At 71.6% G+C, this 22,827-nt stretch carries 19 protein-coding genes; 12 read left to right on the top strand and 7 right to left on the bottom strand.

Features of this window, described 5'->3' with window-relative positions; translation table 11 throughout:
* Window positions 1-88: 88 nt before the first annotated feature.
* The gene (gene metG, locus ACH414_RS12570) at window positions 89-1,699 is read left to right on the top strand and encodes a methionine--tRNA ligase (RefSeq protein ID WP_382539347.1); all 1,611 of its coding nucleotides are present in this window, start codon (window positions 89-91) and stop codon (window positions 1,697-1,699) included.
* Window positions 1,700-1,876: 177 nt separating this feature from the next.
* Here the strand turns inward: metG and ACH414_RS12565 are convergent, their stop codons facing one another.
* On the bottom strand, window positions 1,877-2,455 hold the full coding sequence (locus ACH414_RS12565; RefSeq protein ID WP_398941742.1) for a TIGR03086 family metal-binding protein: 579 nt from the start codon (window positions 2,453-2,455) through the stop codon (window positions 1,877-1,879).
* Between the two features lie 107 nt (window positions 2,456-2,562).
* Between ACH414_RS12565 and ACH414_RS12560 the strand changes: the two genes are divergently transcribed.
* On the top strand, window positions 2,563-3,528 hold the full coding sequence (locus ACH414_RS12560) for a helix-turn-helix transcriptional regulator (protein ID WP_382539342.1): 966 nt from the start codon (window positions 2,563-2,565) through the stop codon (window positions 3,526-3,528).
* Window positions 3,529-3,592: 64 nt separating this feature from the next.
* On the opposite strand, the gene aspS is transcribed toward ACH414_RS12560, so the two are convergent.
* Window positions 3,593-5,413, bottom strand: a complete 1,821-nt coding sequence (gene aspS / locus ACH414_RS12555; protein WP_382539339.1) for an aspartate--tRNA ligase — start codon at window positions 5,411-5,413, stop codon at window positions 3,593-3,595.
* A 150-nt stretch (window positions 5,414-5,563) separates the two neighbouring features.
* Here aspS and ACH414_RS12550 point away from each other — a divergent pair, with 150 nt between their 5' ends.
* Both ACH414_RS12550 and ACH414_RS12545 read left to right on the top strand, forming a co-directional pair.
* Window positions 5,564-7,678: a SpoIIE family protein phosphatase gene (locus tag ACH414_RS12550; RefSeq protein WP_382539336.1), complete on the top strand. Its 2,115-nt coding sequence runs from the start codon at window positions 5,564-5,566 to the stop codon at window positions 7,676-7,678.
* A 101-nt stretch (window positions 7,679-7,779) separates the two neighbouring features.
* Window positions 7,780-8,592 (top strand): MBL fold metallo-hydrolase, encoded by an 813-nt coding sequence (locus ACH414_RS12545; protein WP_398941739.1) that lies wholly within the window; start codon window positions 7,780-7,782, stop codon window positions 8,590-8,592.
* A 23-nt stretch (window positions 8,593-8,615) separates the two neighbouring features.
* Here ACH414_RS12545 and ACH414_RS12540 read toward each other — a convergent pair whose 3' ends face one another.
* The 3 genes from ACH414_RS12540 to ACH414_RS12530 form a co-directional block, all read right to left on the bottom strand.
* A complete protein-coding gene (locus ACH414_RS12540; RefSeq protein ID WP_382539331.1) occupies window positions 8,616-9,695 on the bottom strand; it encodes an AI-2E family transporter in 1,080 nt (359 codons plus the stop codon).
* Between the two features lie 156 nt (window positions 9,696-9,851).
* Window positions 9,852-10,814 (bottom strand): pirin family protein, encoded by a 963-nt coding sequence (locus ACH414_RS12535; RefSeq protein WP_382539328.1) that lies wholly within the window; start codon window positions 10,812-10,814, stop codon window positions 9,852-9,854.
* Between the two features lie 165 nt (window positions 10,815-10,979).
* Window positions 10,980-11,486, bottom strand: coding sequence for an SseB family protein (locus tag ACH414_RS12530; RefSeq protein WP_382539325.1), 507 nt, complete (start codon window positions 11,484-11,486; stop codon window positions 10,980-10,982).
* Between the two features lie 125 nt (window positions 11,487-11,611).
* Here ACH414_RS12530 and ACH414_RS12525 point away from each other — a divergent pair, with 125 nt between their 5' ends.
* The 7 genes from ACH414_RS12525 (at window position 11,612) to ACH414_RS12495 (ending at window position 20,280) form a co-directional block, all read left to right on the top strand.
* The gene (locus ACH414_RS12525) at window positions 11,612-12,046 is read left to right on the top strand and encodes a hypothetical protein (RefSeq protein WP_382539323.1); all 435 of its coding nucleotides are present in this window, start codon (window positions 11,612-11,614) and stop codon (window positions 12,044-12,046) included.
* Window positions 12,047-12,053: 7 nt separating this feature from the next.
* On the top strand, window positions 12,054-13,973 hold the full coding sequence (locus ACH414_RS12520) for an alpha/beta hydrolase (RefSeq protein ID WP_382539320.1): 1,920 nt from the start codon (window positions 12,054-12,056) through the stop codon (window positions 13,971-13,973).
* Window positions 13,970-14,527: a hypothetical protein gene (locus ACH414_RS12515; protein ID WP_382539317.1), complete on the top strand. Its 558-nt coding sequence runs from the start codon at window positions 13,970-13,972 to the stop codon at window positions 14,525-14,527. The genes ACH414_RS12520 and ACH414_RS12515 overlap by 4 nt, the downstream gene beginning before the upstream one ends.
* Before the next feature lie 173 nt (window positions 14,528-14,700).
* Window positions 14,701-16,530, top strand: coding sequence for an acyl-CoA dehydrogenase (locus tag ACH414_RS12510; RefSeq protein WP_382539314.1), 1,830 nt, complete (start codon window positions 14,701-14,703; stop codon window positions 16,528-16,530).
* A gap of 123 nt (window positions 16,531-16,653) precedes the next feature.
* Window positions 16,654-17,946: a M18 family aminopeptidase gene (locus ACH414_RS12505; RefSeq protein WP_382539311.1), complete on the top strand. Its 1,293-nt coding sequence runs from the start codon at window positions 16,654-16,656 to the stop codon at window positions 17,944-17,946.
* Between the two features lie 4 nt (window positions 17,947-17,950).
* The gene (locus ACH414_RS12500; RefSeq protein WP_398941737.1) at window positions 17,951-18,586 is read left to right on the top strand and encodes a DUF6434 domain-containing protein; all 636 of its coding nucleotides are present in this window, start codon (window positions 17,951-17,953) and stop codon (window positions 18,584-18,586) included.
* A gap of 107 nt (window positions 18,587-18,693) precedes the next feature.
* Window positions 18,694-20,280: a hypothetical protein gene (locus tag ACH414_RS12495; RefSeq protein WP_398941735.1), complete on the top strand. Its 1,587-nt coding sequence runs from the start codon at window positions 18,694-18,696 to the stop codon at window positions 20,278-20,280.
* 74 nt (window positions 20,281-20,354) lie between these two features.
* Here the strand turns inward: ACH414_RS12495 and ACH414_RS12490 are convergent, their stop codons facing one another.
* Window positions 20,355-22,175 carry an NHL domain-containing thioredoxin family protein gene (locus tag ACH414_RS12490; RefSeq protein ID WP_386563327.1) on the bottom strand — a complete coding sequence of 607 codons (1,821 nt, stop codon included), beginning with the start codon at window positions 22,173-22,175 and terminating at the stop codon, window positions 20,355-20,357.
* Window positions 22,176-22,385: 210 nt separating this feature from the next.
* Between ACH414_RS12490 and ACH414_RS12485 the strand changes: the two genes are divergently transcribed.
* Window positions 22,386-22,565: a methyltransferase domain-containing protein gene (locus tag ACH414_RS12485; protein WP_398941933.1), complete on the top strand. Its 180-nt coding sequence runs from the start codon at window positions 22,386-22,388 to the stop codon at window positions 22,563-22,565.
* A 14-nt stretch (window positions 22,566-22,579) separates the two neighbouring features.
* Here ACH414_RS12485 and ACH414_RS12480 read toward each other — a convergent pair whose 3' ends face one another.
* A complete protein-coding gene (locus tag ACH414_RS12480) occupies window positions 22,580-22,732 on the bottom strand; it encodes a hypothetical protein (RefSeq protein WP_398941943.1) in 153 nt (50 codons plus the stop codon).
* Window positions 22,733-22,827 lie beyond the last annotated feature (95 nt).

Here is a 22,827-nt window from a genome sequence, read left to right as displayed (position 1 = left end):
ACCGAAAACCGGGGCCCGGCGGCCTGCCCGCCGGGCCCCGGTTTTATGCGGGTGAGGAGACCCTGTTCAGGCCGTTAAAATTCGCACCATGGCGGCCACTGGATCCGAGAAGCAGGGCACGAAGGCGTTCTACGTCTCGACCCCCATCTACTACGTCAACGACGCTCCTCACCTGGGCCACGCCTACACGACCGTCGCAGGCGACGTGCTCACCCGCTGGCACCGCCAGCGTGGTGAGAAGGTGTGGTACCTCACCGGCACGGACGAGCACGGTCAGAAGATCATGCGCACGGCCGAGGCGAACAACGTCACCCCCCAGGCCTGGTGCGACAAGCTCGTCGAGGAGGCCTGGAAGCCCCTCTGGGAGCACCTCAACATCGCGAACGACGACTTCATCCGCACCACGCAGAAGCGTCACACCGACCGCGTCCAGGAGTTCGTGCAGGACCTGTACGACAAGGACGAGATCTACAAGGGCGGCTACGAGGGCCCGTACTGCGTGGGCTGCGAGGAGTACAAGCTCCCGGGCGATCTCATCGAGGCCGAGGACGGCACGAAGCTGTGCGCCGTCCACAAGAAGCCGGTGGAGATCCTCAAGGAGGAGAACTACTTCTTCAAGCTGAGCCAGTACGGTCCGAAGCTGCTGGAGTTCTACGAGGCGAACCCGGGCTTCATCCAGCCGGAGTCGGCCCGCAACGAGGTCGTGAACTTCGTCAAGCAGGGCCTGGAGGACCTCTCCATCTCGCGCTCGACGTTCGACTGGGGCGTCCCGGTGCCGTGGGACGACAAGCACGTGATCTACGTGTGGGTCGACGCGCTCCTGAACTACGCGACCGCGGTCGGCTACAACGAGAACCCGGCGAAGTTCGAGGAGACCTTCCCCGCGAACGTCCACCTCATCGGCAAGGACATCCTGCGCTTCCACGCGGTGATCTGGCCGGCGATGCTGATGGCGCAGGGTCTGCCGGTGCCGGGGAGGATCGCGGCCAACGGCTGGCTGATGGTCGGCGGCGAGAAGATGTCGAAGTCGAACCTGACCGGCATCAAGCCGCAGGACCTGACCTCGCACTTCGGCGTCGACGCGTACCGCTGGTACTTCCTGCGGGCGATCGCGTTCGGCCAGGACGGTTCGTTCTCGTGGGAGGACTTCACCGCCCGCTACACCTCCGAGCTGGCGAACGACTACGGCAACCTCGCCTCGCGCGTGGCGGCGATGGTCGGCAAGTACTTCGGCGGCGAGCTCCCCGCGGCGACGGCGGACGGCGACGCGGAGAAGGCGGTCCACGAGGGCCTGGCCAAGGCCGTGGCGACCGCCGACGCCAAGATCGGCGAGGAGCTCGACTTCCAGGCCGGCATCCTGGCGATCTTCGACTTCGTGAAGCAGGTCAACGGCTACATCACGGAGCAGGAGCCCTGGAAGGTCGCGAAGGACGACTCCGAGGAGGGCAAGGCCCGCCTGGCGACGATCCTCTACACGGCCGCGGAGTCCCTGCGCGCCGTCGCGGTCCTGCTCAACCCGATCATGCCGGAGACCTCGCAGGCGCTGTGGGAGTCCCTGGGCGCCGAGGCGTCCCTGGGCGCCCTGGCCGCCCAGCCGGTCCAGCACGCGGGCGAGTGGGGCAAGCTCCCCGCCGGCGCGACGGTCACGAAGGGCGCGGTCCTCTTCCCGCGCCTGGAGGAGCCGAAGAAGGACCAGTAGGACCAGCAGAACCAGCAGGACCAGCAGCCGCCCGAGGCGGACGACGGATCGGAGCCCCGCACGGTACGCCCGTGCGGGGCTCCGCCATGGGGCGGCGGGCAGACCCCGACCGCGTCAGCCCTGCGCCCCCCGCCAGACCCGCCCGCGTCAGCCCTGCGCCCCGGCAGACCCGCCCCCTCAGACCTTCCGGCCCAGCCAGCCCGCCAGCCTGCTGTGGGCGTCCGCGTCGTCCGGGACCGGCTGGACCTCGCCGAACGGCACCTCCCCACCGCGCGGCGCGGCCGGCAGCACCGTCCGCGCGATGCCGAGCGCCACCAGGCCGAGCTCCTCGTCCAGCTCCGCCTCCGGATCGATCACCTGGGCGAGGTCCCAGGTGTGGGTCACCACCTCCATCACGTAGCCGCCGACCGCCCCCCGGCCGGGGACGCGCCCCCACGGCACCTCGACCTCCCGGTCGAGCTTCTCCGGGTCCGCCCAGGCGGCGGCCAGCCGGTCGCGGGACCGGCCGAACGCACCGCCCCAGTCGGAGTCCGGGATCTCGCCGGCCGCCGCGGGCAGGTCCATGCCCCGGCCGCCCTCGCCGACGTACGCGATGCGGTGGACCGCGCCGAGGGTGTGGCCCAGGAGGGCCCGCAGGTCGTACTCCGTGCACGGGGTCGGACGGTCGAGCCGCGCCGGGTCGAGGCGGGCCGCCAGCCGCGCCAGCTGCTCCACGGCGCTCAGCAGGACGGGACGGGGATCGGACGTGCGGTCCATCGGTGCGTACTCCTCGCTCGGTGGCCAGGGCCCCTGCCCTGACCGGCGTCGAGTACTCTGCCGCCCTATACCTGACATCCTCCGGCAGGATTCGAGGACCGCCTCCCATGAAGTCCGACCGGCTGCTGTCGATCCTGCTGCTGCTCCAGTCTCGGGACGAAGGAGCCTCCGCCCCCGAGCTGGCCGAGCGCCTGGAGGTCTCGGTCCGCACGATCTACCGGGACGTCGAGGCGCTCTCCGCCGCCGGCGTGCCGGTCTGGGTCGAGCGCGGCCGCAACGGCGGCGTCCGGCTGCTGCCCGGGTACCGCACCGACGTCCCCGGTCTGACCGGCGAGGAGGCCCGCGCCCTGTTCGTCCTCACGGCCGACGGAGCGTACGAGGCACTGGGGCTCGGCGGTGCGATCGGCTCGGCGCTGCGCAAGGTGATGGCCGCGCTGCCCGCCGGTCACCGCCCCGCGGCCGAGGCGACCAGCCAGCGGATCCTGGTCGATCCGGCGCGCTGGCGCGGAGGCGGCGCCGCGGCCGAGGTGGAACTCGGCGTGCTGCAGCAGGCGGTGTTCGCGGACCGGCGCCTGCTCCTGCGCTACCGCCACGGCGGCGAGACCCTGTGGCACGACTACACCGTCGACCCGTACGGCCTCGTCAACAAGGCCGGCGTCTGGTACCTCGTGGCCGACCTGGAGGGCGAGCCCCGGCTGTTCCGCGCGGACCGGGTGGGGGAGGCGGCGATGTCCGACGAGCCGGTGCGCCGGCGCCGCGGAGCCGGTCTGGCCGAGGTCTGGGCGACGCTGCGGGAGCGGGTGGAGCGCGTCCCCGACGTGCTGCGGACGACCTGCCGGGTGCGCCAGGAGCGGCTCGACATGTTCCTGCGGTTCCTGGGCTCGAACCTGGCCGCCGCCCCCGTCCCCGGCGCGGACGGATGGACGCGGGTGCGGCTCGCGCTCCCGGGTGTGGGGGCGGTCCGCTCGCTGCTCCCCTTCGGCGCGGACGTCGAGGTGCTGGACCCGCCGGAGGCCCGCGAGGAGCTGGCGGCCGTGGCGGCGGAGGTCACGCGGCTGTACGGCCGGTGCTGAGACGCGCGAAGGGCCCGGAACCGGCGTACCGGTTTCCGGGCCCTTCGTCAGGCGCGGGCGGGCTCTAGCGGGCCGCGTCCGGGTGGACGGCCTCGGTCACCGGGCGGTCGTCCGACGGCTTCTCCTTGGCGACCGGCTTGCGGAGCTGGATGTTCAGCTCGCGCAGACGGGACTCGTCGAGCTCCGTCGGGGCGCCCATCAGGAGGTCCTGGCCGTTGCCGTTGAGCGGGAAGGCGATGATCTCGCGGATGTTCGGCTCGTCGGCGAGGAGCATCACGATGCGGTCGACGCCCGGGGCGATGCCGCCGTGCGGCGGGGCGCCGTACTCGAAGGCGCGGAGCATGCCCGCGAACTCGGTCTCGACGGTCTCGCGGGAGTAGCCCGCGATCTCGAAGGCCTTGAACATGATCTCGGGCTCGTGGTTCCGGATCGCGCCGGAGGAGAGCTCGATGCCGTTGCAGACGATGTCGTACTGCCAGCCGAGGACGTCCAGCGGGTCCTGGGTCTCCAGGGCCTCCAGGCCGCCCTGCGGCATCGAGAACGGGTTGTGCGAGAAGTCGATCTTGCCGGTCTCCTCGTCCTTCTCGTACATCGGGAAGTCGACGATCCACGCGAAGCGGAAGACGTTCTCCTCGAACCGGCCGGCGCGCTTGGCGGCCTCGACCCGGACCGGGCCCATGATCTTGGAGACCTCGTCGAACTCGCCCGCGCCGAAGAAGACGGCGTGGCCGGCGGCGAGGCCGAGGCGCTCGGTGAGGACCTTGACGTTCTCCTCGGTGAGGAACTTGGCGATGGGGCCGGTGAGGGCGCCGTCCTCGCCGACGCGGACCCAGGCCAGGCCCTTCGCGCCGAGGGAGACCGCGAAGTCGCCGAGCGAGTCGAAGAACTTGCGCGGCTGGTCGCCCGTTTCCGGGACGGCGAGCGCGCGGACGTGCTTGCCGGCGAAGGCCTTGAACTCGGAGTTCTCGAACACGTCGGTGATGTCGACGAGTTCGAGGTCGGTGCGCAGGTCGGGCTTGTCGTTGCCGTACTTCAGCATCGACTCGCGGAACGGGATCCGCGGGAACGGCGAGCTGACCGGACGGCCGCCGCCGAACTCCTCGAAGATCTCCGTCATGAGCTTCTCGATCGGCTGGAAGACGTCCTCCTGCTCGACGAAGCTCATCTCGACGTCGAGCTGGTAGAACTCGCCCGGCGAGCGGTCGGCGCGGGCGTCCTCGTCGCGGAAGCAGGGCGCGATCTGGAAGTAGCGGTCGAAGCCCGAGATCATCAGCAGCTGCTTGAACTGCTGCGGCGCCTGCGGCAGCGCGTAGAACTTGCCCGGGTTGAGGCGGGACGGGACGACGAAGTCGCGGGCGCCCTCGGGGGAGGTCGCGGCGAGGATCGGGGTCGCCATCTCGTTGAAGCCGAGGGCCACCATCTTGGAGCGGATCGCGGCGATGACCGCGCTGCGCAGCATGATGTTCTTGTGCATGCGCTCGCGGCGCAGGTCGAGGAAGCGGTACTCCAGGCGCCGCTCCTCGTTCACGCCGTCGTCGGCGTTGATGGTGAAGGGGATCTGCTTGGCCGCGCCCAGGACCTCGACCGTGGCGGCCTCGATCTCGATCTCGCCGGTGGCGAGCTCCGGGTTGACGTTCTCGGCGCCGCGGGAGACGACCTTGCCGTCGACGCGGACGACGGTCTCCTTGGTCAGCTTGTCGAGGACCTCGGCGGCGGCGGTGCCGGGGCGGGCCACCAGCTGGGTGATGCCGTAGTGGTCGCGCAGATCGATGAAGAGGATGCCGCCCAGGTCGCGCCGATTGTGCAGCCAGCCGCTCAGCCGGACGTCGGTGCCGACGTCAGAGGCGCGGAGCTCGCCGCAGGTGTGGGACCTGTACCGATGCATCGTCGTTCATCCAGTTCTTCGGGATCCTTGGTGGGTGCCGGGCGGTAGACGGACACGCGCCCAGCCGTCCCAAGGGTACCGGGCCACCCAAGATCGCGATTCGAATACTCTCAGTGGCGACCTGCTGTCCGATATTCATAAAGTGGGGCAATGCGCACCGAGGACGTCCTGGCCGCCATCGCGACCGGCCTGTGGCGCTGGGACAACGCGTCCGGGGTGGTCACCCTCGACGCCGAGGCGGCCCGGCTCCTCGGGCTGCCCGCCGAGCCCGTACAGCTCAGCGAGGCGGCGGTGCGCTCCCGCTTCCATCCGGTGGACTGGAACGAGATCGACGGGGTGGTGAACCTCGCCGTCGCCGAGGGCACGCTCGCCGAGGCCCGGCTGCGGATCATGGACGGACACGGCCGGGTGATCCGTACCGTACGGAGCAGGTCCAAGCCGCTGATCGAGGGAAACGACTACCAGCTGGTCGGCACCCTCCAGGAGGTCGCCGAGCAGCCGCCCGGCACCGCCGCCTCCACCCCCATCACCGGCGACTGGCGCCGCTCGCGCGAGGCCTTCCTGCTGGACGCCGGCCGGGCGCTCGCGGAGGCCCGGTCGACGGCCGAGGTGCTGCGGGTGGCGGCCTCGCTGTCCATGCCCGGCTTCTCGCCGGACGGGCTCGCGGTCTTCGGCGTGGCCGGCGACCGGCTGACGGTCATCGGGCACCACGGGCACAGCGAGGGCGACGAGGGCCCCTTCACCTCGATGACCCTGGACACCGACTATCCGGCGGCGGAGGTGGTGCGGACCGGGCGGGCGATCTATCTGCCGACGCCCGAGGAGTACCTGCGCCGCTTCCCGATGACCTGGCCGCTGGCCCGGCGCTTCGGGCGCCGCTCCTGGGCCTTCGTGCCGCTGGTCGTCGCGGGGCGCACGATGGGCGCCTGGATGGCGGCGTTCAAACACCCGGTCGCCTTCACGCCCGACGAGCGCTCGGTGCTCACCACGGTCGCCCGGATGCTGGCGCAGGCGCTGGCGCGCGCGGGCGTGGCCGAGTCGGAGCGGGAGCTGTCGCTGGGGCTGCAGCGCACGATGATGCCGGTCCTCGGCCCCGGCATCCCCGGCATCCAGGTGGCCGCGCGGTACGTGCCCACGGGCGGCGGTCTGCAGGTCGGCGGCGACTGGTACGACATGATCCGGCTGCCCGGCGGGGCCGGTGCCGGCCGGATCGCCCTGGTCATCGGCGACGTCCAGGGCCACGACGTGCGCGCGGCGGGGCTGATGGGGCAGCTGCGGATCGCCCTGCGGGCGTACGCCTCCGAGGGGCACCGCCCGGACGCGGTCCTCTCGCGCGCCTCGCGGTTCCTGTACGGGATCAACGAGGGCGCGACCGGTGCGGACGGGGACGACGGGCCGTTCGGCGGGCCCCGGTTCGCGACCTGTCTGTACCTGGAGGTGGACCTGGAGTCGGGGATCGTCGAGATCGCCCGGGCCGGGCATCCCGACCCGGCGGTGCGCATGACTGACGGAACGGTTCTGCTGAGGCCCACGGCCGGCGGTCTGCCGCTCGGCATCGACCCCGACACCGACTACCCCACCACCCGGCTCACCCTGGAGCCCGGCGAGACCCTGATGATCTGCACCGACGGCCTCCTGGAGACCGGCGGCCACGACCTGGACAGCGGCTGGGAGCGGGTCCGCAAGCTCCTGGAGGGCGACGGCGGCGAGGACCTGGAGGCGCTCGCCGACCGCCTGGTGGAGGCCGTCCACGGGCCCGGCTCGCACCACACCACGGGGCCGCTCGCCGACCGCCGCGAGGACGACATCGCGGTGCTGCTGCTGTCCCGCCAGGGCGCGCCCGCGCTGCCCGCCCCGCGCCGCACGATGATGACGGTCGCCCAGGCCGAGCCGGAGCGGATCGCCACCGCCCGCGCGCAGCTGCGCCAGCTCCTGCACGACTGGTCGGACGAGGACCAGGTCGACTCGGCGGTCCTGATGGTCTCCGAGATGGTCACCAACGTCCTGGTCCACACCGACGGGGACGCGCTGCTCGTCGCCGAGGTCGTCTGCGGCGAGCGCGCGCGCCGGCTGCGGGTGGAGGTCGCCGACGCCAGCGACGAGCTCCCGCACAAGCGCCACCCGGGCGAGATGGCCTCCAGCGGGCGCGGGCTCTGGCTGATGGAGATGCTGGCGCACACCTGGGGCGTGGACCCGCGCGGCGAGGGCAAGTCGATCTGGTTCGAACTGCAGGAGCCGGAGCCGGGGGACGGCGGCCGCCGGTAGGGGGCCGCCGAGCGCGGCGCGCGCGGCCGCCGAGCGCGGCGCGCGCCCCCGGAGGAGACTGGTGCCGTACGGCCGCGGGGGGCCGGGACCAGGAGCCCGCCATGGACACGCACAAGCTCGGCAGCGACACCACCGTCATGGGCGACAGCCTCGAAATACCGGGGATCGGGCACATCCCCGTCAACGCCTTCGTCCTCACCGCCCGCGAGCCCGTGGTCGTCGACACCGGGCTCTCGGTCGCCGACCGGGACTTCCTCGCCGTGCTGAGCGGCGTGATCGACCCGGCCGACGTGCGCTGGATCTGGCTCACCCACCCGGACCGGGACCACACGGGCGGCATCTTCGAGCTGCTCGAAGCGGCCCCGCGCGCGCGGGTGGTGACCACCTTCGTCGGCGCCGGGATCATGACCACCTGGCGGCCCCTGCCGATGGACCGCCTGTACTTCCTCAACCCGGGCCAGAGCCTCGACGTCGGCGACCGCTCCCTGACCGCCTTCCGGCCGCCGCTCTTCGACAACCCGGCCACCGTCGGCTTCTACGACGACAAGACGCGGATCTGCTTCAGCTCCGACTGCTTCGGCGGCCCGATGCCGACCGAGGAGATCGCGCGCGGCGGACACGCCAACGACCTGAAGCCGGAGGAGCTGCGCGAGGCGCAGCTGCTGTGGGCGGCGATCGACAGCCCGTGGGTGCACATCGTGGACCCGGTGCGCTACGGGCTGTGGCTCGACCTCGTACGCGAGATGAACCCGGAGATCGTGCTCAGCACGCACCTGCCGCCGGCCGTCCGGATGACCGGCAGGATGCTGGAGACGCTCACGATGGCCCCGGACGCGGACCCGTTCGTCGGCCCCGACCAGGTGGCCCTGGAGCAGCTGCTCGCGTCCTTCGAGCCGGGCGGGCTGCCGGCCTGAGCGGCCGGGCCCGGTTGCCCTGATCAGCCGGGCCCGGCGTCCCGCGGCGCGGCGTCCCGCGTCCCGTACCGGCTGCGCAGCTCGCCGAGGACCCCGAAGGCCGCGGCCGTCAGGGGGACGGCGAGCAGCATGCCGAGGATCCCGGCGACGGAGGCCCCGGCGGTGATGGCCAGCATGACCACCGCCGGGTGCATCTGCACGGTCCGGCTCTGGACCATGGGCTGGAGCACGTTCCCCTCCAGGACCTGCACGGCGAGGACGATCCCGAGCACCCACAGCGCGATGACGAAACCCCGGTCGGCGAGGGCGACGAGGACGGCGACCGCGCCGGAGAGGAAGGCGCCGAGGTACGGGATGTAGGCGGTGACGAAGACGAGCGCGGCGAGTCCCACCGCGCCCGGCACGTCGAGGATCAGCAGCCCGACGCCGATGAGCAGCGCGTCGACGAGCGCGACGAAGGTCGTGCCCCGCATGAAGCCCTCGACGGCCTCGAAGGCGCGCCGCCCCATCGCCTCGACCATGTCGCCGGTGGAACGGGGGGCGATCGAGCGCAGGGCGTCCGCGGCCCGGTCGGAGTCGCGCAGGAAGAAGAAGATCAGCAGCAGGGCGAGGACCGCGGTGGCGAGCATCTGGCCGACCACGCTGAGACCCGAGATCACCCCGGAGGCCGCGGTGCCGCCGAAGCGCTCCAGGAGCTTCTTGGCGTTCCTGGCCAGGTCGTCGAGGGAGGTGCCGGCCGCGCCGAGGTGGTCGGCGATGTCGGCGGCGGCCTGCCGCAGGGAGGTGACGATCTGGTCGCCGGTCTCGACGAGGGCGGCGACGACGATGTAGGTGGCGCTGCCGACGACCGCGAGGACGGCGAGGACCGTGAGCCCGGCGGCGAGCGACTTGTTCACCCTCATCCGCAGCAGCCGGCGGTAGAGGGGGCCGAGCAGCGCGGTGCCGAGGAGGGCGAGCAGGACGGGGGTCACGGCCGTCTCGAAGACGACGCACAGCCAGACGAAGACCGCCGCGACCCCGGCGACGAGGAGGGCGACGGCGCACCAGGCGGCGGTGCGGCGGGCACCCTCGGGAAGCAGCGGCGGCGGGCGATCGGAGGACACGCGTCCACCGGACCACGCCCCCCGGCGTGTCGTCCTGCGCTGGGAGCCGGACGGGTGACTGCCCGTCAGGCACGTACGGAGGAGGTACGGGTACGCGTACGGGGTGCGGCGCGCGGGGCCGTCGCCCCGTGCCCCGCACCCCGTGCTCCGTGCGTCCTACTCGCCCATCCCGTGCACCGCCGGGATGGTGCCGAGCCGGCCGGCCTGGAAGTCCTCGAAGGCCTGGCGCAGTTCGGCCTGGGTGTTCATGACGAACGGGCCGTAGTGCGCCATCGGCTCGCGGATCGGCTGTCCGCCGAGGAGCACGACCTCCAGGTCGGGGGTGTTCCCGTCCTGCTTCTCGTCGGCGCGGACGGTGAGCGCGCCGCCCTTGCCGAAGACGGCGGTCTGGCCCATGTGGACCGGGCGCCCCTCGGCGCCGACCGTGCCCCGGCCGGCCAGCACGTAGGCGAGGCCGTTGAAGTCCTCGCGCCACGGCAGGTTGATCTCGGCGCCGGGGCGCAGGGTGGCGTGGATCATCGTGATGGGCGTGTGGGTGATGCCCGGGCCCTGGTGCCCGTCGAGCTCGCCGGCGATGACGCGGAGCAGCGCGCCGCCGTCCGGGGAGGTGAGGAGCTGGACCTGGCCGCCGCGGATGTCCTGGTAGCGGGGGGCCATCATCTTGTCGGAGGCGGGCAGGTTCACCCAGAGCTGGAGCCCGTGGAAGAGGCCGCCGCTCATGACGAGCTGCTCCGGCGGGGCCTCGATGTGGAGCAGGCCGGAGCCGGCGGTCATCCACTGGGTGTCGCCGTTGGTGATGGTGCCGCCGCCACCGTTGGAGTCCTGGTGGTCGAAGATCCCGTCGATGATGTAGGTCACCGTCTCGAAGCCACGGTGCGGGTGCCAGGGGGTGCCCTTGGGCTCTCCGGGCGCGTACTCCACCTCGCCCATCTGGTCCATCATGATGAACGGGTCGAGGTACTGGTAGTTGATCCCGGCGAACGCGCGGCGCACCGGGAATCCCTCCCCTTCGAAGCCCGAGGGGGCGGTGGTCACGGCCAGCACCGGCCGGGCGACGGCCTCGGCGGGGGCGACGACGCGGGGCAGGGTGAGCGGGTTCTCGACGGTCACGGCGGGCATGGCGTGCCTCCTTCTGTACGACCAGTTTAGTTGAAGGCCGTACGACCACTTTAGTTGAAGCTTGAACTTCCTGTCCACCCCGAACGCGAAAGCGCCCGGGAGGTATTCCTCCCGGGCGCTCGTCGCCGAAAACCCGCGTCAGCCGTCTGCGCGGCAGGCGGACGCCTAGCCGTACATCCGCCGCATCGCGTAGTCGACCATCTGCTCCACGGCCTTCGCGTCGAAGACCATGCGGTGGTCGCCCTCCATGTCGAGCACGAAGCCGTACCCCGTCGGCAGCAGGTCGATGACCTCGGCGCCGGTGATCACGAAGTACTTCGACTCCTTGCCCGCGTACCGCCGCAGCTCCTTCAGCGAGGTGAACATGGGGATCACCGGCTGCTGGGTGTTGTGCAGCGCCAGGAAGCCCGGGTTGTCGCCGCGCGGGCAGTAGACCTTCGAGGTCGCGAAGATCTGCTGGAAGTCCTCGGGCGCGAGCGTGCCGGTCGTGAAGGCCCGCACCGCGTCCGCCAGCGACGGCGGCGACGGCTCCGGGTACAGCGGGGGCTGCTGGGCGTACCCGCCCTGCATCCCCCCGGGCATGGCTCCCGGCATGCCGCCGTGCATCGGCGGCTGCTGCTGGGACTGGCCGTACTGCTGCTGGGCACCCGGAGTCTGGTCGTAGCCGTACATGCGCCCAGACTATCGAGCGGCGGGCCGCGGGACAGGCGCATGGATGCCCCTCGCACTCTTCTTCGCACCGCGCGGGGTCTCTTGCTACCTTCGCGGAAGCAATCCGGCCACCACGGGGGTGAAAGATGGCGCTCAACGCCAAATGGCAGGAAATCATCGGGGAACAGCCCGCGGCCATGAGCCTCGCGGGGCTTCCGGCCCCCGACGGCGGAGGCGGCGGCGGACCCGACCTCAAGGCGGACGTGGGTCCCTGGCACAGCGCGGGCAACACCGCAGGCGAGCTGAAGACCTCCACGTCGAGCTCGCTCACCGACCTCGACAGCGCGAACGAGGGCGTGAGCGCCGGCACCGCCGGCTTCGACTCCTCCGCCGCGCTCAGCGAGATCCTCGGCACCTGGAAGACCCGCCTCACCAACGTCCGCGACGAGTGCGGCCGGCTCGAAGGGGCCCTCAAGGCCGCCGGACGCGACTTCGGCGAGCGCGAGCTGGACACCAAGCAGAAGGTGGCCGCCGCGGGCGGCCCGCAGGGATCCGACCCGCAGCCGAAGAAGGAGGGCTGAGCCCGCCATGCCCACCTGGCAGCAACTGCGCGACGTGAAGCTGAACGAGTACACCGACGCCGCCGACGGCTGGGGCAAGGTGAGCTCCCGCGCCAACGCGGACAAGGACCGCGTGGACAACGGCATGTTCGCCAAGATCCACGACACCCAGAAGGGCGATACGGCCCAGAAGGCCGGCGGCGACGTCCAGCAGCTCTCCCGCAACTACCAGTACCTGCACACCGAGTGCGGGCTGATCCGCACCGCGCTCAACGCGCTCGCCGCCGAACTCGCGGCGCCGCAGAAGAAGCTGAAGCAGGCGCTGGAGGACGCGGAGAACCTGAAGTTCACCGTGAACGCGGACGGCAGCGTCTCGTACCCGACCGACTCGAAGGTGCTCGCGCCGGGCACCAACACCGCTCACGAGGGCGCCCCCTTCCCCATGCTCCCCGGCAAGGCCGAGGGCATCGGCAGCGCCGACGCCAACAAGGGCAAGGCCGAGGACATCGCCGAGCGCATCGGCCAGGCCGTCCGGGAGGCCAACGAGATCGACGGCCGCTACGCCGGCGTGCTCCGCAAGCTCAAGGCCGAGCCCGGCCTCACGGTCAGCGACGAGACCCTCGCGGACGCCGCCAAGGACACCAAGGCGATGCAGGACGCCGCCGGCAAGTACGCCGACGACGACAAGATCCCCCACGGCAAGTCCCCCAAGGAGAACGCCGACTGGTGGAACGGCCTCACCCAGGAGCAGCGCGACGAGTACGCCACGCTCTACCCGGCCTCCATCGGCGCCCTGGACGGCATCCCCTCCGCCGTCCGCGACGACGCCAACCGCATGGTCCTCGCGGAGACCCGCGCCCAGACCCAGCTCGACCTCAACGCCATACCGAAGCAGCCGCAGGAGTACCTGCCGAACCCGAGCGGCCAGTACCCGGCGGTCATCAAGAACCCCGAGTGGCGCGAGTGGAACGAGAAGTACGGCGACCGGAAGAAGGAGCTGGAGGCGGACCTGAAGGGCATGAACGCCATCCAGGACCGCTTCGACCGCACCGGGAAGGCCGAGAAGCCCGGCGAGAAGCCGCTGCCCGAGGCGTACCTCCTCGGCTTCGACACCCAGGGCAACGGGCACGCGATCGTCGCCAACGGAAATCCGGACACCGCCACCCACACCGCGATGTACGTGCCCGGCACCACCTCCAACCTGGAGGGCATCGGCGGCGACATCAAGCGCATGGAGACCCTCTGGCGGGCCAGCGACAACCTGGCCAACGGGCAGAGCGTGTCCACCATCACCTGGCTCGGCTACGACGCCCCGCAGGACATCGTCAAGGACGCCCCCTTCAGTCACTACGCCAACGACGGCGCGCCCAAGCTGAACTCCTTCGTGGACGGCCTGCGCGCCACCCACCAGGGCGACCCGACCCATCTGACCGTCACCGGCCACAGCTACGGCTCCACGGTCATCGGCTCCGCCGCCCGGCAGGGGACGCTGCACGCCGACGACATCTTCGTGGCCGGCAGCCCCGGCATGCAGGTGGGCAGCGCCACCGACCTGGACGTGCCCAAGGGCCACGTCTACGCGGCGGAGGCGGACAGCGACCCGTACCTGAAGGGCCTGCGGCTGCCCGGCACCCCGCTGGACCTGCTCACCGACGACAAGTACGGCGGATTCAACATCCCCTTCGTGACCAGCGACCCGGTGCCGGACATCGGCGGCTGGGGCCATGCGCCGAAGAAGGTCGACATCGACATCCTGCCCTCGTGGATCGACGGCGACGGGCAGAGCGTGGTGAAGACCCTGACCCCGACCAACCCCGACTTCGGCGCGCACATCGTGGCGACGGACGGCTCCCGCGGCCACAGCGGGTACTGGGACAACGGCACCGAGAGCCTGAACAACCAGGCCCGTGTCGTCACCGGCCGCTACCAGGAAGTGACCAACCAGTGAGCGCACGGACCGTACGCACCGGCGGCCTGGCGGCCGCCGCCACCGCCCTTCTCCTCGCGACGGGATGCAGCACCATGAACGACTCCGCCGGCGACCTGCCGTACGAACCGCAGGCGAAGAAGGTCGCCGAGGCCAAGGACCTCGTGCGGACCCGCTCCAGCGAGATCTTCGACGCCGCCGGCCTGAAGCAGGCGAGCAACGGCGCCCCCGACGCCTCGCCCTGCGACGGGGTGGACCACGGCTACCGGGTGCGCCACTTCTGGTCGATGTACGCGCCGACCGCCGACGCCCTGAAGCAGGCCATGGACCGGCTGCACCGGGACCTGCCGGCCAAGGGCTGGAAGGTGCTGCGCTTCGAGCCGGCGAAGTCCGCGGCCCGCCAGCTCCAGCTGGACGTGGAGCACGAGCAGGACCACCACACGGCCACGATCGAGCTGCTGCTGCCCTCCACCTACAAGGACGCCTCGAAGTGGGAGAAGGCCTCCCGCGACAGCCTCTCGGTCTCCGTCACCTCGCCCTGCTGGACGGACCCGGCGTACGAGACGGGCGACTGACCGGCGGGCCCGCGGCCCCACTGAGGGCGGGGTCACAGACAAATGTCCGGTGAGGGGTTGCCGTTATTACCGGTGGGTAGCATCATCGTAGAGAGCGTGGACTACCCGCCGGTAGCCGTCGTGTGTACGCGAACGAGGAAACCGCCTCCCCGAGCCTTTACGGAGCCGTCGCCATGGGGCACTACAAGTCGAATCTCCGCGACATCGAGTTCAACCTCTTCGAGGTGCTCGGCCGCGACAAGGTGTACGGCACCGGTCCGTTCGAGGAGATGGACGTCGACACCGCGAAGAGCATCCTCGACGAGATCCGCCGCCTCGCCGAGAACGAGCTCGCGGAGTCCTTCGCCGACGCCGACCGCAACCCGCCGGTCTTCGACCCGGAGACCAACACCGCGCCCGTCCCGGCGTCCTTCAAGAAGTCCTACAAGGCCTTCATGGACTCCGAGTACTGGCGCCTGGGCATCCCCGAGGGCATCGGCGGCACCGTCTCCCCGCGCTCCCTGGTCTGGGCCTACGCGGAGCTGCTGCTCGGCTCCAACCCGGCCATCTGGATGTACTCCTCCGGCCCCGCCTTCGCCGGCGTCCTCTACAACGAGGGCAACGAGGCGCAGAAGAAGATCGCGCAGATCGCCGTCGAGAAGCGCTGGGGCTCCACCATGGTCCTCACCGAGCCCGACGCGGGCTCGGACGTCGGCGCCGGCCGCACCAAGGCGATCCAGCAGGAGGACGGCTCCTGGCACATCGAGGGCGTGAAGCGCTTCATCACCTCCGGTGAGCACGACATGGAGGAGAACATCCTCCACTACGTCCTCGCCCGCCCCGAGGGTGCCGGCCCCGGCACCAAGGGCCTGTCGCTCTTCCTCGTCCCGAAGTACGAGTTCGACTGGGAGACCGGCGAGCTCGGCGCCCGCAACGGCGTCTACGCCACCAACGTCGAGCACAAGATGGGCCTCAAGGCCTCCAACACGTGCGAGATGACCTTCGGCGACAAGCACCCCGCCAAGGGCTGGCTGGTCGGCGACAAGCACGAGGGCATCCGCCAGATGTTCCTCATCATCGAGTTCGCCCGCATGATGGTCGGCACGAAGGCGATCTCCACCCTGTCCACGGGCTACCTCAACGCCCTGGAGTACGCCAAGGAGCGCGTCCAGGGCACCGACCTGGCGAACTTCATGGACAAGGCCGCCCCCAAGGTCACCATCACGCACCACCCCGACGTCCGCCGCTCGCTGATGACGCAGAAGGCGTACGCCGAGGGCATGCGCTCCCTCGTCCTCTACACGGCCGCCGTGCAGGACGAGATCGCGATCAAGGAGGCCGCCGGCGAGGACGCGAAGGCCCTGCACGGCCTGAACGACCTGCTGCTCCCGATCGTCAAGGGCTACGGCTCCGAGAAGGGCTACGAGCAGCTCGCCCAGTCGCTGCAGACCTTCGGCGGCTCCGGCTTCCTGCAGGAGTACCCGATCGAGCAGTACATCCGGGACGCCAAGATCGACACCCTCTACGAGGGCACCACGGCCATCCAGGGCCAGGACTTCTTCTTCCGCAAGATCGTCCGCGACCAGGGCGCGTCCCTGAACGCGCTGGCCGAGGAGATCAAGAAGTTCCTCGCGGTCGGCACCGGCGGCGAGGAACTGGCCGGCGCCCGCGACGCGCTCGCCAAGGCCGCCGTCGACCTGGAGGGCATCGTCGGCAAGATGCTCACCGACCTCACCGCCACCGGCGAGGACGTCAAGAACATCTACAAGGTCGGCCTCAACACCACCCGCCTGCTGCTCGCCTCCGGCGACGTCGTCGTCGGCTACCTGCTGCTGCGCGGCGCGGCCGTCGCCGCCGAGAAGCTGGCCGCCGGCGCGACCGGCAAGGACGTCGCCTTCTACCAGGGCAAGATCGCGGCCGCGAAGTTCTTCGCCGCCAACGTCCTGCCGGGCGTGACCGCCGAGCGCCTCCTCGCGGAGAACGTCGACGGCTCGCTGATGGACCTGGACGAGGCCGCGTTCTAAAGACGCGCCTCCGTCCGACCAGGAACGGCTCGCTCCCGGGGAGGGGAGCGGGCCGTTCTGCCCTTCCGGGAGAAGGGCACCGGCCCCGTGTCCGCATACCGGGACCTGCGTAAGGTGAACGGCATGAGTAGCGCAGCTCCCCGGTTCGACCGCGGCCACACCGATGACCTGATGGCCTTCCTCTCGGCCTCCCCCTCGCCGTACCACGCGGTGGCGAACACCGCCGGGCGCCTGGAGAAGGCCGGCTTCCGCAAGGTCGAGGAGACCGACGCCTGGGACGGGACGACGGGCGGGAAGTACGTGATCCGCGGGGGCGCGATCATCGCCTGGTACGTGCCCGAGGGCGCCGCCCCGCACACCCCGTTCCGGATCGTCGGCGCCCACACCGACTCCCCCAACCTGCGCGTGAAGCCGCAGCCCGACTTCGGCCGCGAGGGCTGGCGCCAGATCGCCGTCGAGATCTACGGCGGACCGCTGCTCAACAGCTGGCTCGACCGCGACCTCGGCCTGGCCGGCCGGGTCACCCTGCGCGACGGCAGCCACCACCTGGTCAACGTGGACCGCCCCGTGCTGCGCGTGCCGCAGCTCGCCATCCACCTCGACCGGCAGGTCAACGAGGGCATGAAGCTGGAGCGCCAGCGCCACATGCAGCCGATCTGGGGGCTCGGCGAGGTCCACGAGGGCGACCTGATCTCGTTCGTCGCCGAGGAGGCGGGCCTCGACGCCGAGGACGTGGCCGGCTGGGACCTCATGGTGCACGCCGTGGAGGCCCCCGCCTACCTGGGCCGCGACCGCGAGCTGCTCGCCGGCCCGCGGATGGACAACCTCATCTCCGTCCACGCCTGCGCCGCCGCCCTCGCCGCCGTGTCCGCGCTGCCGGACCTGCCGTACATCCCGGTCCTCGCCGCCTTCGACCACGAGGAGAACGGCTCCGAGGCCGACACCGGCGCCCACGGCCCCCTCCTCGGCAACGTCCTGGAGCGCTCCGTCTACGCCCGCGGCGGCGGCTACGAGGACAAGGCCCGCGCGCTGGCCGGCTCCGTCTGCCTCTCCTCCGACGTCGGCCACGCCGTGCACCCCAACTACGGCGAGCGCCACGACCCGACGCACCACCCGCGCCCCAACGGCGGCCCGATCCTCAAGGTGAACGTCAACCAGCGCTACGCCACCGACGGCAGCGGCCGGGCCGTGTTCGCCGCCGCCTGCGAGAAGGCGGGCGTGCCGTGGCAGTCGTTCGTCTCCAACAACGACATGCCCTGCGGCACCACGATCGGCCCGATCACCGCCGCCCGCCACGGCATCAGCACCGTCGACATCGGCGTCGCCTGCCTGTCCATGCACAGCGCCCGCGAACTGTGCGGCTCCGACGACCCGCACCACCTCGCCAACGCGCTCGTGGCCTTCCTGGAGGGCTGAGCGGATGCCGGTACCCGCCCCGGAGCCCCGGCCCGCGCTCACCGCGGAGCTCACGGGGGCCGAGCTCCTGCGCTGGTACTGGACCCTCGCCGAGCTGACCGCCCTTGCCCGGGCCCTGGGCCTGTCCGCCGGCGGCGGCAAGGCGGCCGTCACGGAGCGGCTCGCCGCCGCCCTCGACGGGCGCCCGCTGCCGCCCCCGGCCGCCCGCCGCCGGGCGGCCGGGGCGTCCCGGCAGCTCGCCGCCCCGGTCGACGCGGACACCGTGATCCCGGAGGGGCAGCGCTGCAGCCAGGTGCTGCGCGCCTGGTTCACCGCCGAGCTCGGCCCCTCGTTCCACTTCGACGCGCCCATGCGGGCGTACATCGCCGAGAACGCCGGCCGCACGCTGGGCGACGCCGCCCGCCACTGGCACGGGACCCGGGCCGAGGCGGCCCGCCCGCGGGAGATCGACGCCCCGTTCGAACTCAACCGCTTCCTGCGCGACTGGCACACCGCCCACCCGGCGGGCACCCGCGCCGAGGCCCTCGCGGCCTGGCGGGCGCACCGGTCCCGGCCGCGGGACCGGAAGGGCCCGGGGGAGACGCACGGCACCCGGGCGCCCGGGGCGGGCGGATCGCAGGGGCCCGCGGAAACCCGTTGATCGACCCGCCCCGCACTCCCGTACGATCGAAGATCGGGGCGCGTCTCTTCGACCAGACGTTCTCGCGTGTCGGCGCGCCTCGGGAACCTGTTCGGGGGGACACACCTATGCAGCGCACGACGCGCTCCCTTTCCCTCGCCCTGGCCGCCTCCGTGGCGCTGGGCGTACTCGCGGTGCCGGGCACCGCACTCGCGGCGGGCGGACCGACCCTCCGCTCCGTCTCCGGCGACGCCACGGAGTTCGGCCGCCTCTTCGTCGACGACCTCGCCGCGGACAGCGACATCACCGGGGTCACCGCCGTCCTTCACCCGACCGGTGACGACACGGCCGTCGCCACCGTCCAGGACTTCACCCTGGCCTCGGGCGACCGCAGGAAGGGCGACTGGATCACCGCCGACGACGTCCGGCTCGCCACCGCCGGCACCTACGCCGTCGACCTCCTGCTCAAGGAGGCGGACGGCGACGAGACCACGCTGAAGAACGCCGGCACGTACGCCTACACCGCCAAGCGGTACCTCGACGGCTTCGGCGTCGACCGGCCGCACCCGACCATCGACGACATGAAGGTCACCGCGAGCGGCCGGCTCATGGAGTGGCAGCCGGTGACGCACGCCCGCACCCCGGTCACCGACGCGTCGGTGATCCTGGACAACGGCTCGTACCGCGAGTACCTGCGGACCGACGCGGACGGCCGCTTCTCCCACTGGTTCATCGCGGACCGCAGGCCCGCGCTCGTCCGGGCCTTCGCCGGCACCGCCCCCGCGCAGAGCGTCGAGGTGACTCCCCAGGGGCTGCCCGCCCGCGTCACGCTCGACAAGAGCGACTTCAGCGGCGTGTACGACACCAAGGTCGCCGTCACCGGCACGGTCGAGTACGAGATCGACGGCACCTGGAAGCCCGCCGAGTTCGCGGACGTGCGGATCGAGAACGCGGCGGGGCTGTACCAGGGCAGCGCCGTCACCGACGAGCACGGCCGCTTCAGCGCCGAGACGGCGGTGCCGTTCGCGGGCGAGCAGCGCGTGCTGAACGTCGGCTACGGCGACTGGTTCAGCAACCGGCCCGCCGCCCCGCTCACCTTCCACACCACCGGCGTGAGCCGCATCGGGCAGTTCGGCGCCGAGCTCGGCCTCGACTCCCGGCTGACCGTGTCCGGCCTCCTGGACGTCGACGGCGCCCCGCGCCCCCACAACGCGCTCGACATCCAGATCTCGCCGAACGGCAGGGACGGCTGGAAGAAGCTCGGGACGGTGACGCTCACCAAGGGCGACAGCTACTTCCGCACCGCCATCCCCGCCCCGGCCTCCGGCTACTACCGGGCGGTCTACTCCGGCTCCGCCACCGTCAAGGGCACGGTGGGCCCGGTCGTCCGCGCGAGCCGCATCGCCACCCTGATCACCTCGTTCAAGGTGCCGGCCACGGTGAAGAAGGGCGCGAAGATCGCCGTCTCGGGCCGGCTGACCCACGCGGTGCCGAACTGGCGCTCGTACGCCGGCCAGCCCGTGTACGTCTACTTCTCGCCCAAGAACAAGCCCCAGCAGTCCTTCCAGGTCGCCGTGGTCAAGACGGCCGCCGACGGCATGTTCCGGGCGAGCTTCAAGGAGCGCGGGGACGGCTGGATCTTCGCCAGCCACATCCACTCCGACCCCAAGCACCTGTGGGCGAAGAGCCCCCGGATCCTCGTCGACGTGCGCTGACGCCCACGCCACATGCGGAACGGGCCCCCGGCGGTCGCCGGGGGCCCGTTCCGCATGTGGCGTGGGGCCGGGTCTCAGGCGCCCGCGGCGGCCTCGTCCATTCCCGCCAGGATCAGCGGCAGCCGGGCCGCGCCGCCCTCGACGACCTTCACGGGGACGCCCCAGTCCTGCTGGTGCACGTGGCAGGCCGGGTACTCGTTGGCCGGGTCGTCGTCGCAGGACGCGGCCATCGCCGAGACGTGCAGGACGCCCTCGGTCAGCTCCGGGTTCAGTTCGAGCTCGCGGAACAGGTCCGTGCCCGTGCCCTCGCCCGCGAGCAGCAGCTCGGGCGGGGTCGAGGAGACCAGGAGCCGGGTCGAGGGGCCGTAGCGCTCGTCCAGCTTCTGGCCCTTCGGAGCCTGGAAGACCACGTCGAGACGCAGGCCGCCGGGGCCGATCTCGGTGGCCTCGCGCCGGGTGCGGTGGGCGACCGACTCGACCTGGACGGCCTCCTCGGGCAGCCGCAGCCGGGTCAGCCGGTGCCGGGCCGACTCGACGACCACGACGTCCTCGCCGACCACGACCGCGTCGCTGGGCTCGCGCAGATCCGTGGCGAGCGTGCTGACCTCACCGCTCGCCGGGTCGAAGCGGCGCAGCGCGTGGTTGTAGGTGTCGCTCACGGCCACCGAGCCGTCGGGGAGCGCGGTGACGCCCAGCGGGTGCTGGAGCAGGGCCTGGTCGGCGGCGCCGTCACGGTGCCCGAAGTCGAAGAGGCCGGTGCCGACGGCGGTGTGCACGAAGCCGTCGGGGTCGATCCAGCGCAGCGCGCTGGTCTCCGAGTCGGCCACCCACAGGCGGTCGGCGGTGGCCGCGAGGCCGGACGGCTGGGCGAACCAGGCCTCGGCGGCGGGCCCGTCGACCAGGCCCTCGTTGGTGGTGCCGGCCGCGACCTCGACGGTCCCGGCCTCGGGGTCGTACGTCCAGATCTGGTGGACGCCGGCCATGGCGATCCACACCTTGCCCTGCCACCAGGCCACGTCCCACGGCGAGGACAGGTCCACGTCGAGGGCCGGACCCGAGGTGGGCGAGCCCTGCCACCACTGGCGGCCGGTGCCGGCGATCCGCTCGGACGTGCCGGTGGCCGGGTCGAACAGGCGCAGCGCGTGGTGGACGGTGTCGGCGACGACGACCTTGCCGTCGGGCAGCACCGCGAGGCCCTGCGGCTCCCGGAACTCCCCGTCGCCGATCCGCCGCACCACGGTCTCGCCGTCCGGGGCCAGCTCCACCAGCTGGTGCCGGGTGGTGTCGGAGACCAGGAAGTTGCCCGAGGGGAGCAGGACCGCCTTGCCGGGGAAGCGCAGGTCGGTCGCGACCGGCTCCGGCGGCACGTACGGCCCGTCGCCGCGCCGCAGCGTCCCCTTCGCCCCGTGCTCGGCCTCCAGCTCCTCGACGAGCGTCCGGATCGCGTTGGCGTGGCCCTCGCCCGCGTGCTGGGCGACGACGTACCCCTCGGGGTCGATGACGACCAGCGTGGGCCAGGCCCGTACGGCGTACTGCTTCCAGGTCGCGAGCTCCGGGTCGTCGAGCACCGGGTGGTGCACCTCGTAGCGCTCGACGGCGTCGACGACGGCCTGGTGCTCGGCCTCGTGGACGAACTTGGGCGAGTGCACCCCGATGATCACCAAGGTGTCGCGGTGCTTCTCCTCCAGCTCCCGCAGCTCGTCCAGGACGTGCAGGCAGTTGATGCAGCAGAAGGTCCAGAAATCCAAGATCAATGTGCGACCTCGGAGGTCGGCGAGCTTCAGATCCTTCCCGCCGGTATTGATCCAGCCGCCCTTGCCGATCAGCTCGGGAGCACGGACACGGGCACGGCGGGGCGCGGGCGCGGGGGTGGGCGCCGATGCAGCATCGTTCATACTTCAAGCTTGCCATTGGCCCATGAACACCGGATCACGGACGTACGACGCCGTCGTCCTGCGCACCTACGGGATCCGTTCCACCACGGGCTAGCCTCCTTGGACGCCCCGGACGAACAGGGTTCCTGTGCGCCGGTTACCGGGGGGTGGGGCAAGCACGGACGCTGATACGTCCACGAAGCACGCGAGCGGTGGCCGAGCGTGGACGGGATGGAACTCCACCGGGCCGACGCCCTCACCTACCTCGGAGACACGTTCACGACCTTCGATGCGGTCTACAGCGTGTTCGGCGCTACCTGGTTCACCGACCCCGGCCTACTGCTGCCGATGGTTCACGCGAACCTCAAGCCAGGTGGCGTCTTCGCCTTCTCCCAGCAGCCCCCCGGTTGAAGGGTGCTACGGGTTCAGGAATTCCAGACGTCGAGCAGAACGATCTTCCCCCGCAGGTCGGTGAGGGTCAGATCGTCTCCGCCGGTGTTCAGCCAGCCGCCCTTGCCGATCAGCTCGGGGGCACGGACACGGACGCGCGCGCACACGGAGTCGTCGTTCAGGTTCAAGGGTGCCGTACGTCCGGCCGGACGGATGAACGAGGGGCCCGGGTGGCGGGACGCGGGCGTGTCCCGGCGCGGGCGGAGGCGGGACGCCTGGTGAG

Source organism: Streptomyces sp. NPDC020422 (assembly GCF_044386705.1).
Lineage (GTDB): Bacteria > Actinomycetota > Actinomycetes > Streptomycetales > Streptomycetaceae > Streptomyces.
Note: the sequence above shows the minus strand (reverse complement) of the source record. Positions and strands in the feature narration are given on the sequence as shown.

Excerpts from the sequence above, each read along its gene's own strand:
- ACH414_RS12545 (WP_398941739.1), top strand. The coding sequence starts at position 7,780 with ATGGACACGCACAAGCTCGGCAGCGACACCACCGTCATGGGCGACAGC.
- aspS (WP_382539339.1), bottom strand. The coding sequence starts at position 5,413 with ATGCATCGGTACAGGTCCCACACCTGCGGCGAGCTCCGCGCCTCTGAC.
- ACH414_RS12500 (WP_398941737.1), top strand. The coding sequence starts at position 17,951 with ATGCCGGTACCCGCCCCGGAGCCCCGGCCCGCGCTCACCGCGGAGCTC.
- ACH414_RS12525 (WP_382539323.1), top strand. The coding sequence starts at position 11,612 with ATGGCGCTCAACGCCAAATGGCAGGAAATCATCGGGGAACAGCCCGCG.
- ACH414_RS12520 (WP_382539320.1), top strand. The coding sequence starts at position 12,054 with ATGCCCACCTGGCAGCAACTGCGCGACGTGAAGCTGAACGAGTACACC.
- ACH414_RS12560 (WP_382539342.1), top strand. The coding sequence starts at position 2,563 with ATGAAGTCCGACCGGCTGCTGTCGATCCTGCTGCTGCTCCAGTCTCGG.
- ACH414_RS12505 (WP_382539311.1), top strand. The coding sequence starts at position 16,654 with ATGAGTAGCGCAGCTCCCCGGTTCGACCGCGGCCACACCGATGACCTG.
- ACH414_RS12550 (WP_382539336.1), top strand. The coding sequence starts at position 5,564 with ATGCGCACCGAGGACGTCCTGGCCGCCATCGCGACCGGCCTGTGGCGC.
- ACH414_RS12485 (WP_398941933.1), top strand. The coding sequence starts at position 22,386 with ATGGAACTCCACCGGGCCGACGCCCTCACCTACCTCGGAGACACGTTC.
- ACH414_RS12535 (WP_382539328.1), bottom strand. The coding sequence starts at position 10,814 with ATGCCCGCCGTGACCGTCGAGAACCCGCTCACCCTGCCCCGCGTCGTC.
- ACH414_RS12495 (WP_398941735.1), top strand. The coding sequence starts at position 18,694 with ATGCAGCGCACGACGCGCTCCCTTTCCCTCGCCCTGGCCGCCTCCGTG.
- ACH414_RS12565 (WP_398941742.1), bottom strand. The coding sequence starts at position 2,455 with ATGGACCGCACGTCCGATCCCCGTCCCGTCCTGCTGAGCGCCGTGGAG.
- metG (WP_382539347.1), top strand. The coding sequence starts at position 89 with ATGGCGGCCACTGGATCCGAGAAGCAGGGCACGAAGGCGTTCTACGTC.
- ACH414_RS12510 (WP_382539314.1), top strand. The coding sequence starts at position 14,701 with ATGGGGCACTACAAGTCGAATCTCCGCGACATCGAGTTCAACCTCTTC.
- ACH414_RS12490 (WP_386563327.1), bottom strand. The coding sequence starts at position 22,175 with ATGAACGATGCTGCATCGGCGCCCACCCCCGCGCCCGCGCCCCGCCGT.
- ACH414_RS12530 (WP_382539325.1), bottom strand. The coding sequence starts at position 11,486 with ATGTACGGCTACGACCAGACTCCGGGTGCCCAGCAGCAGTACGGCCAG.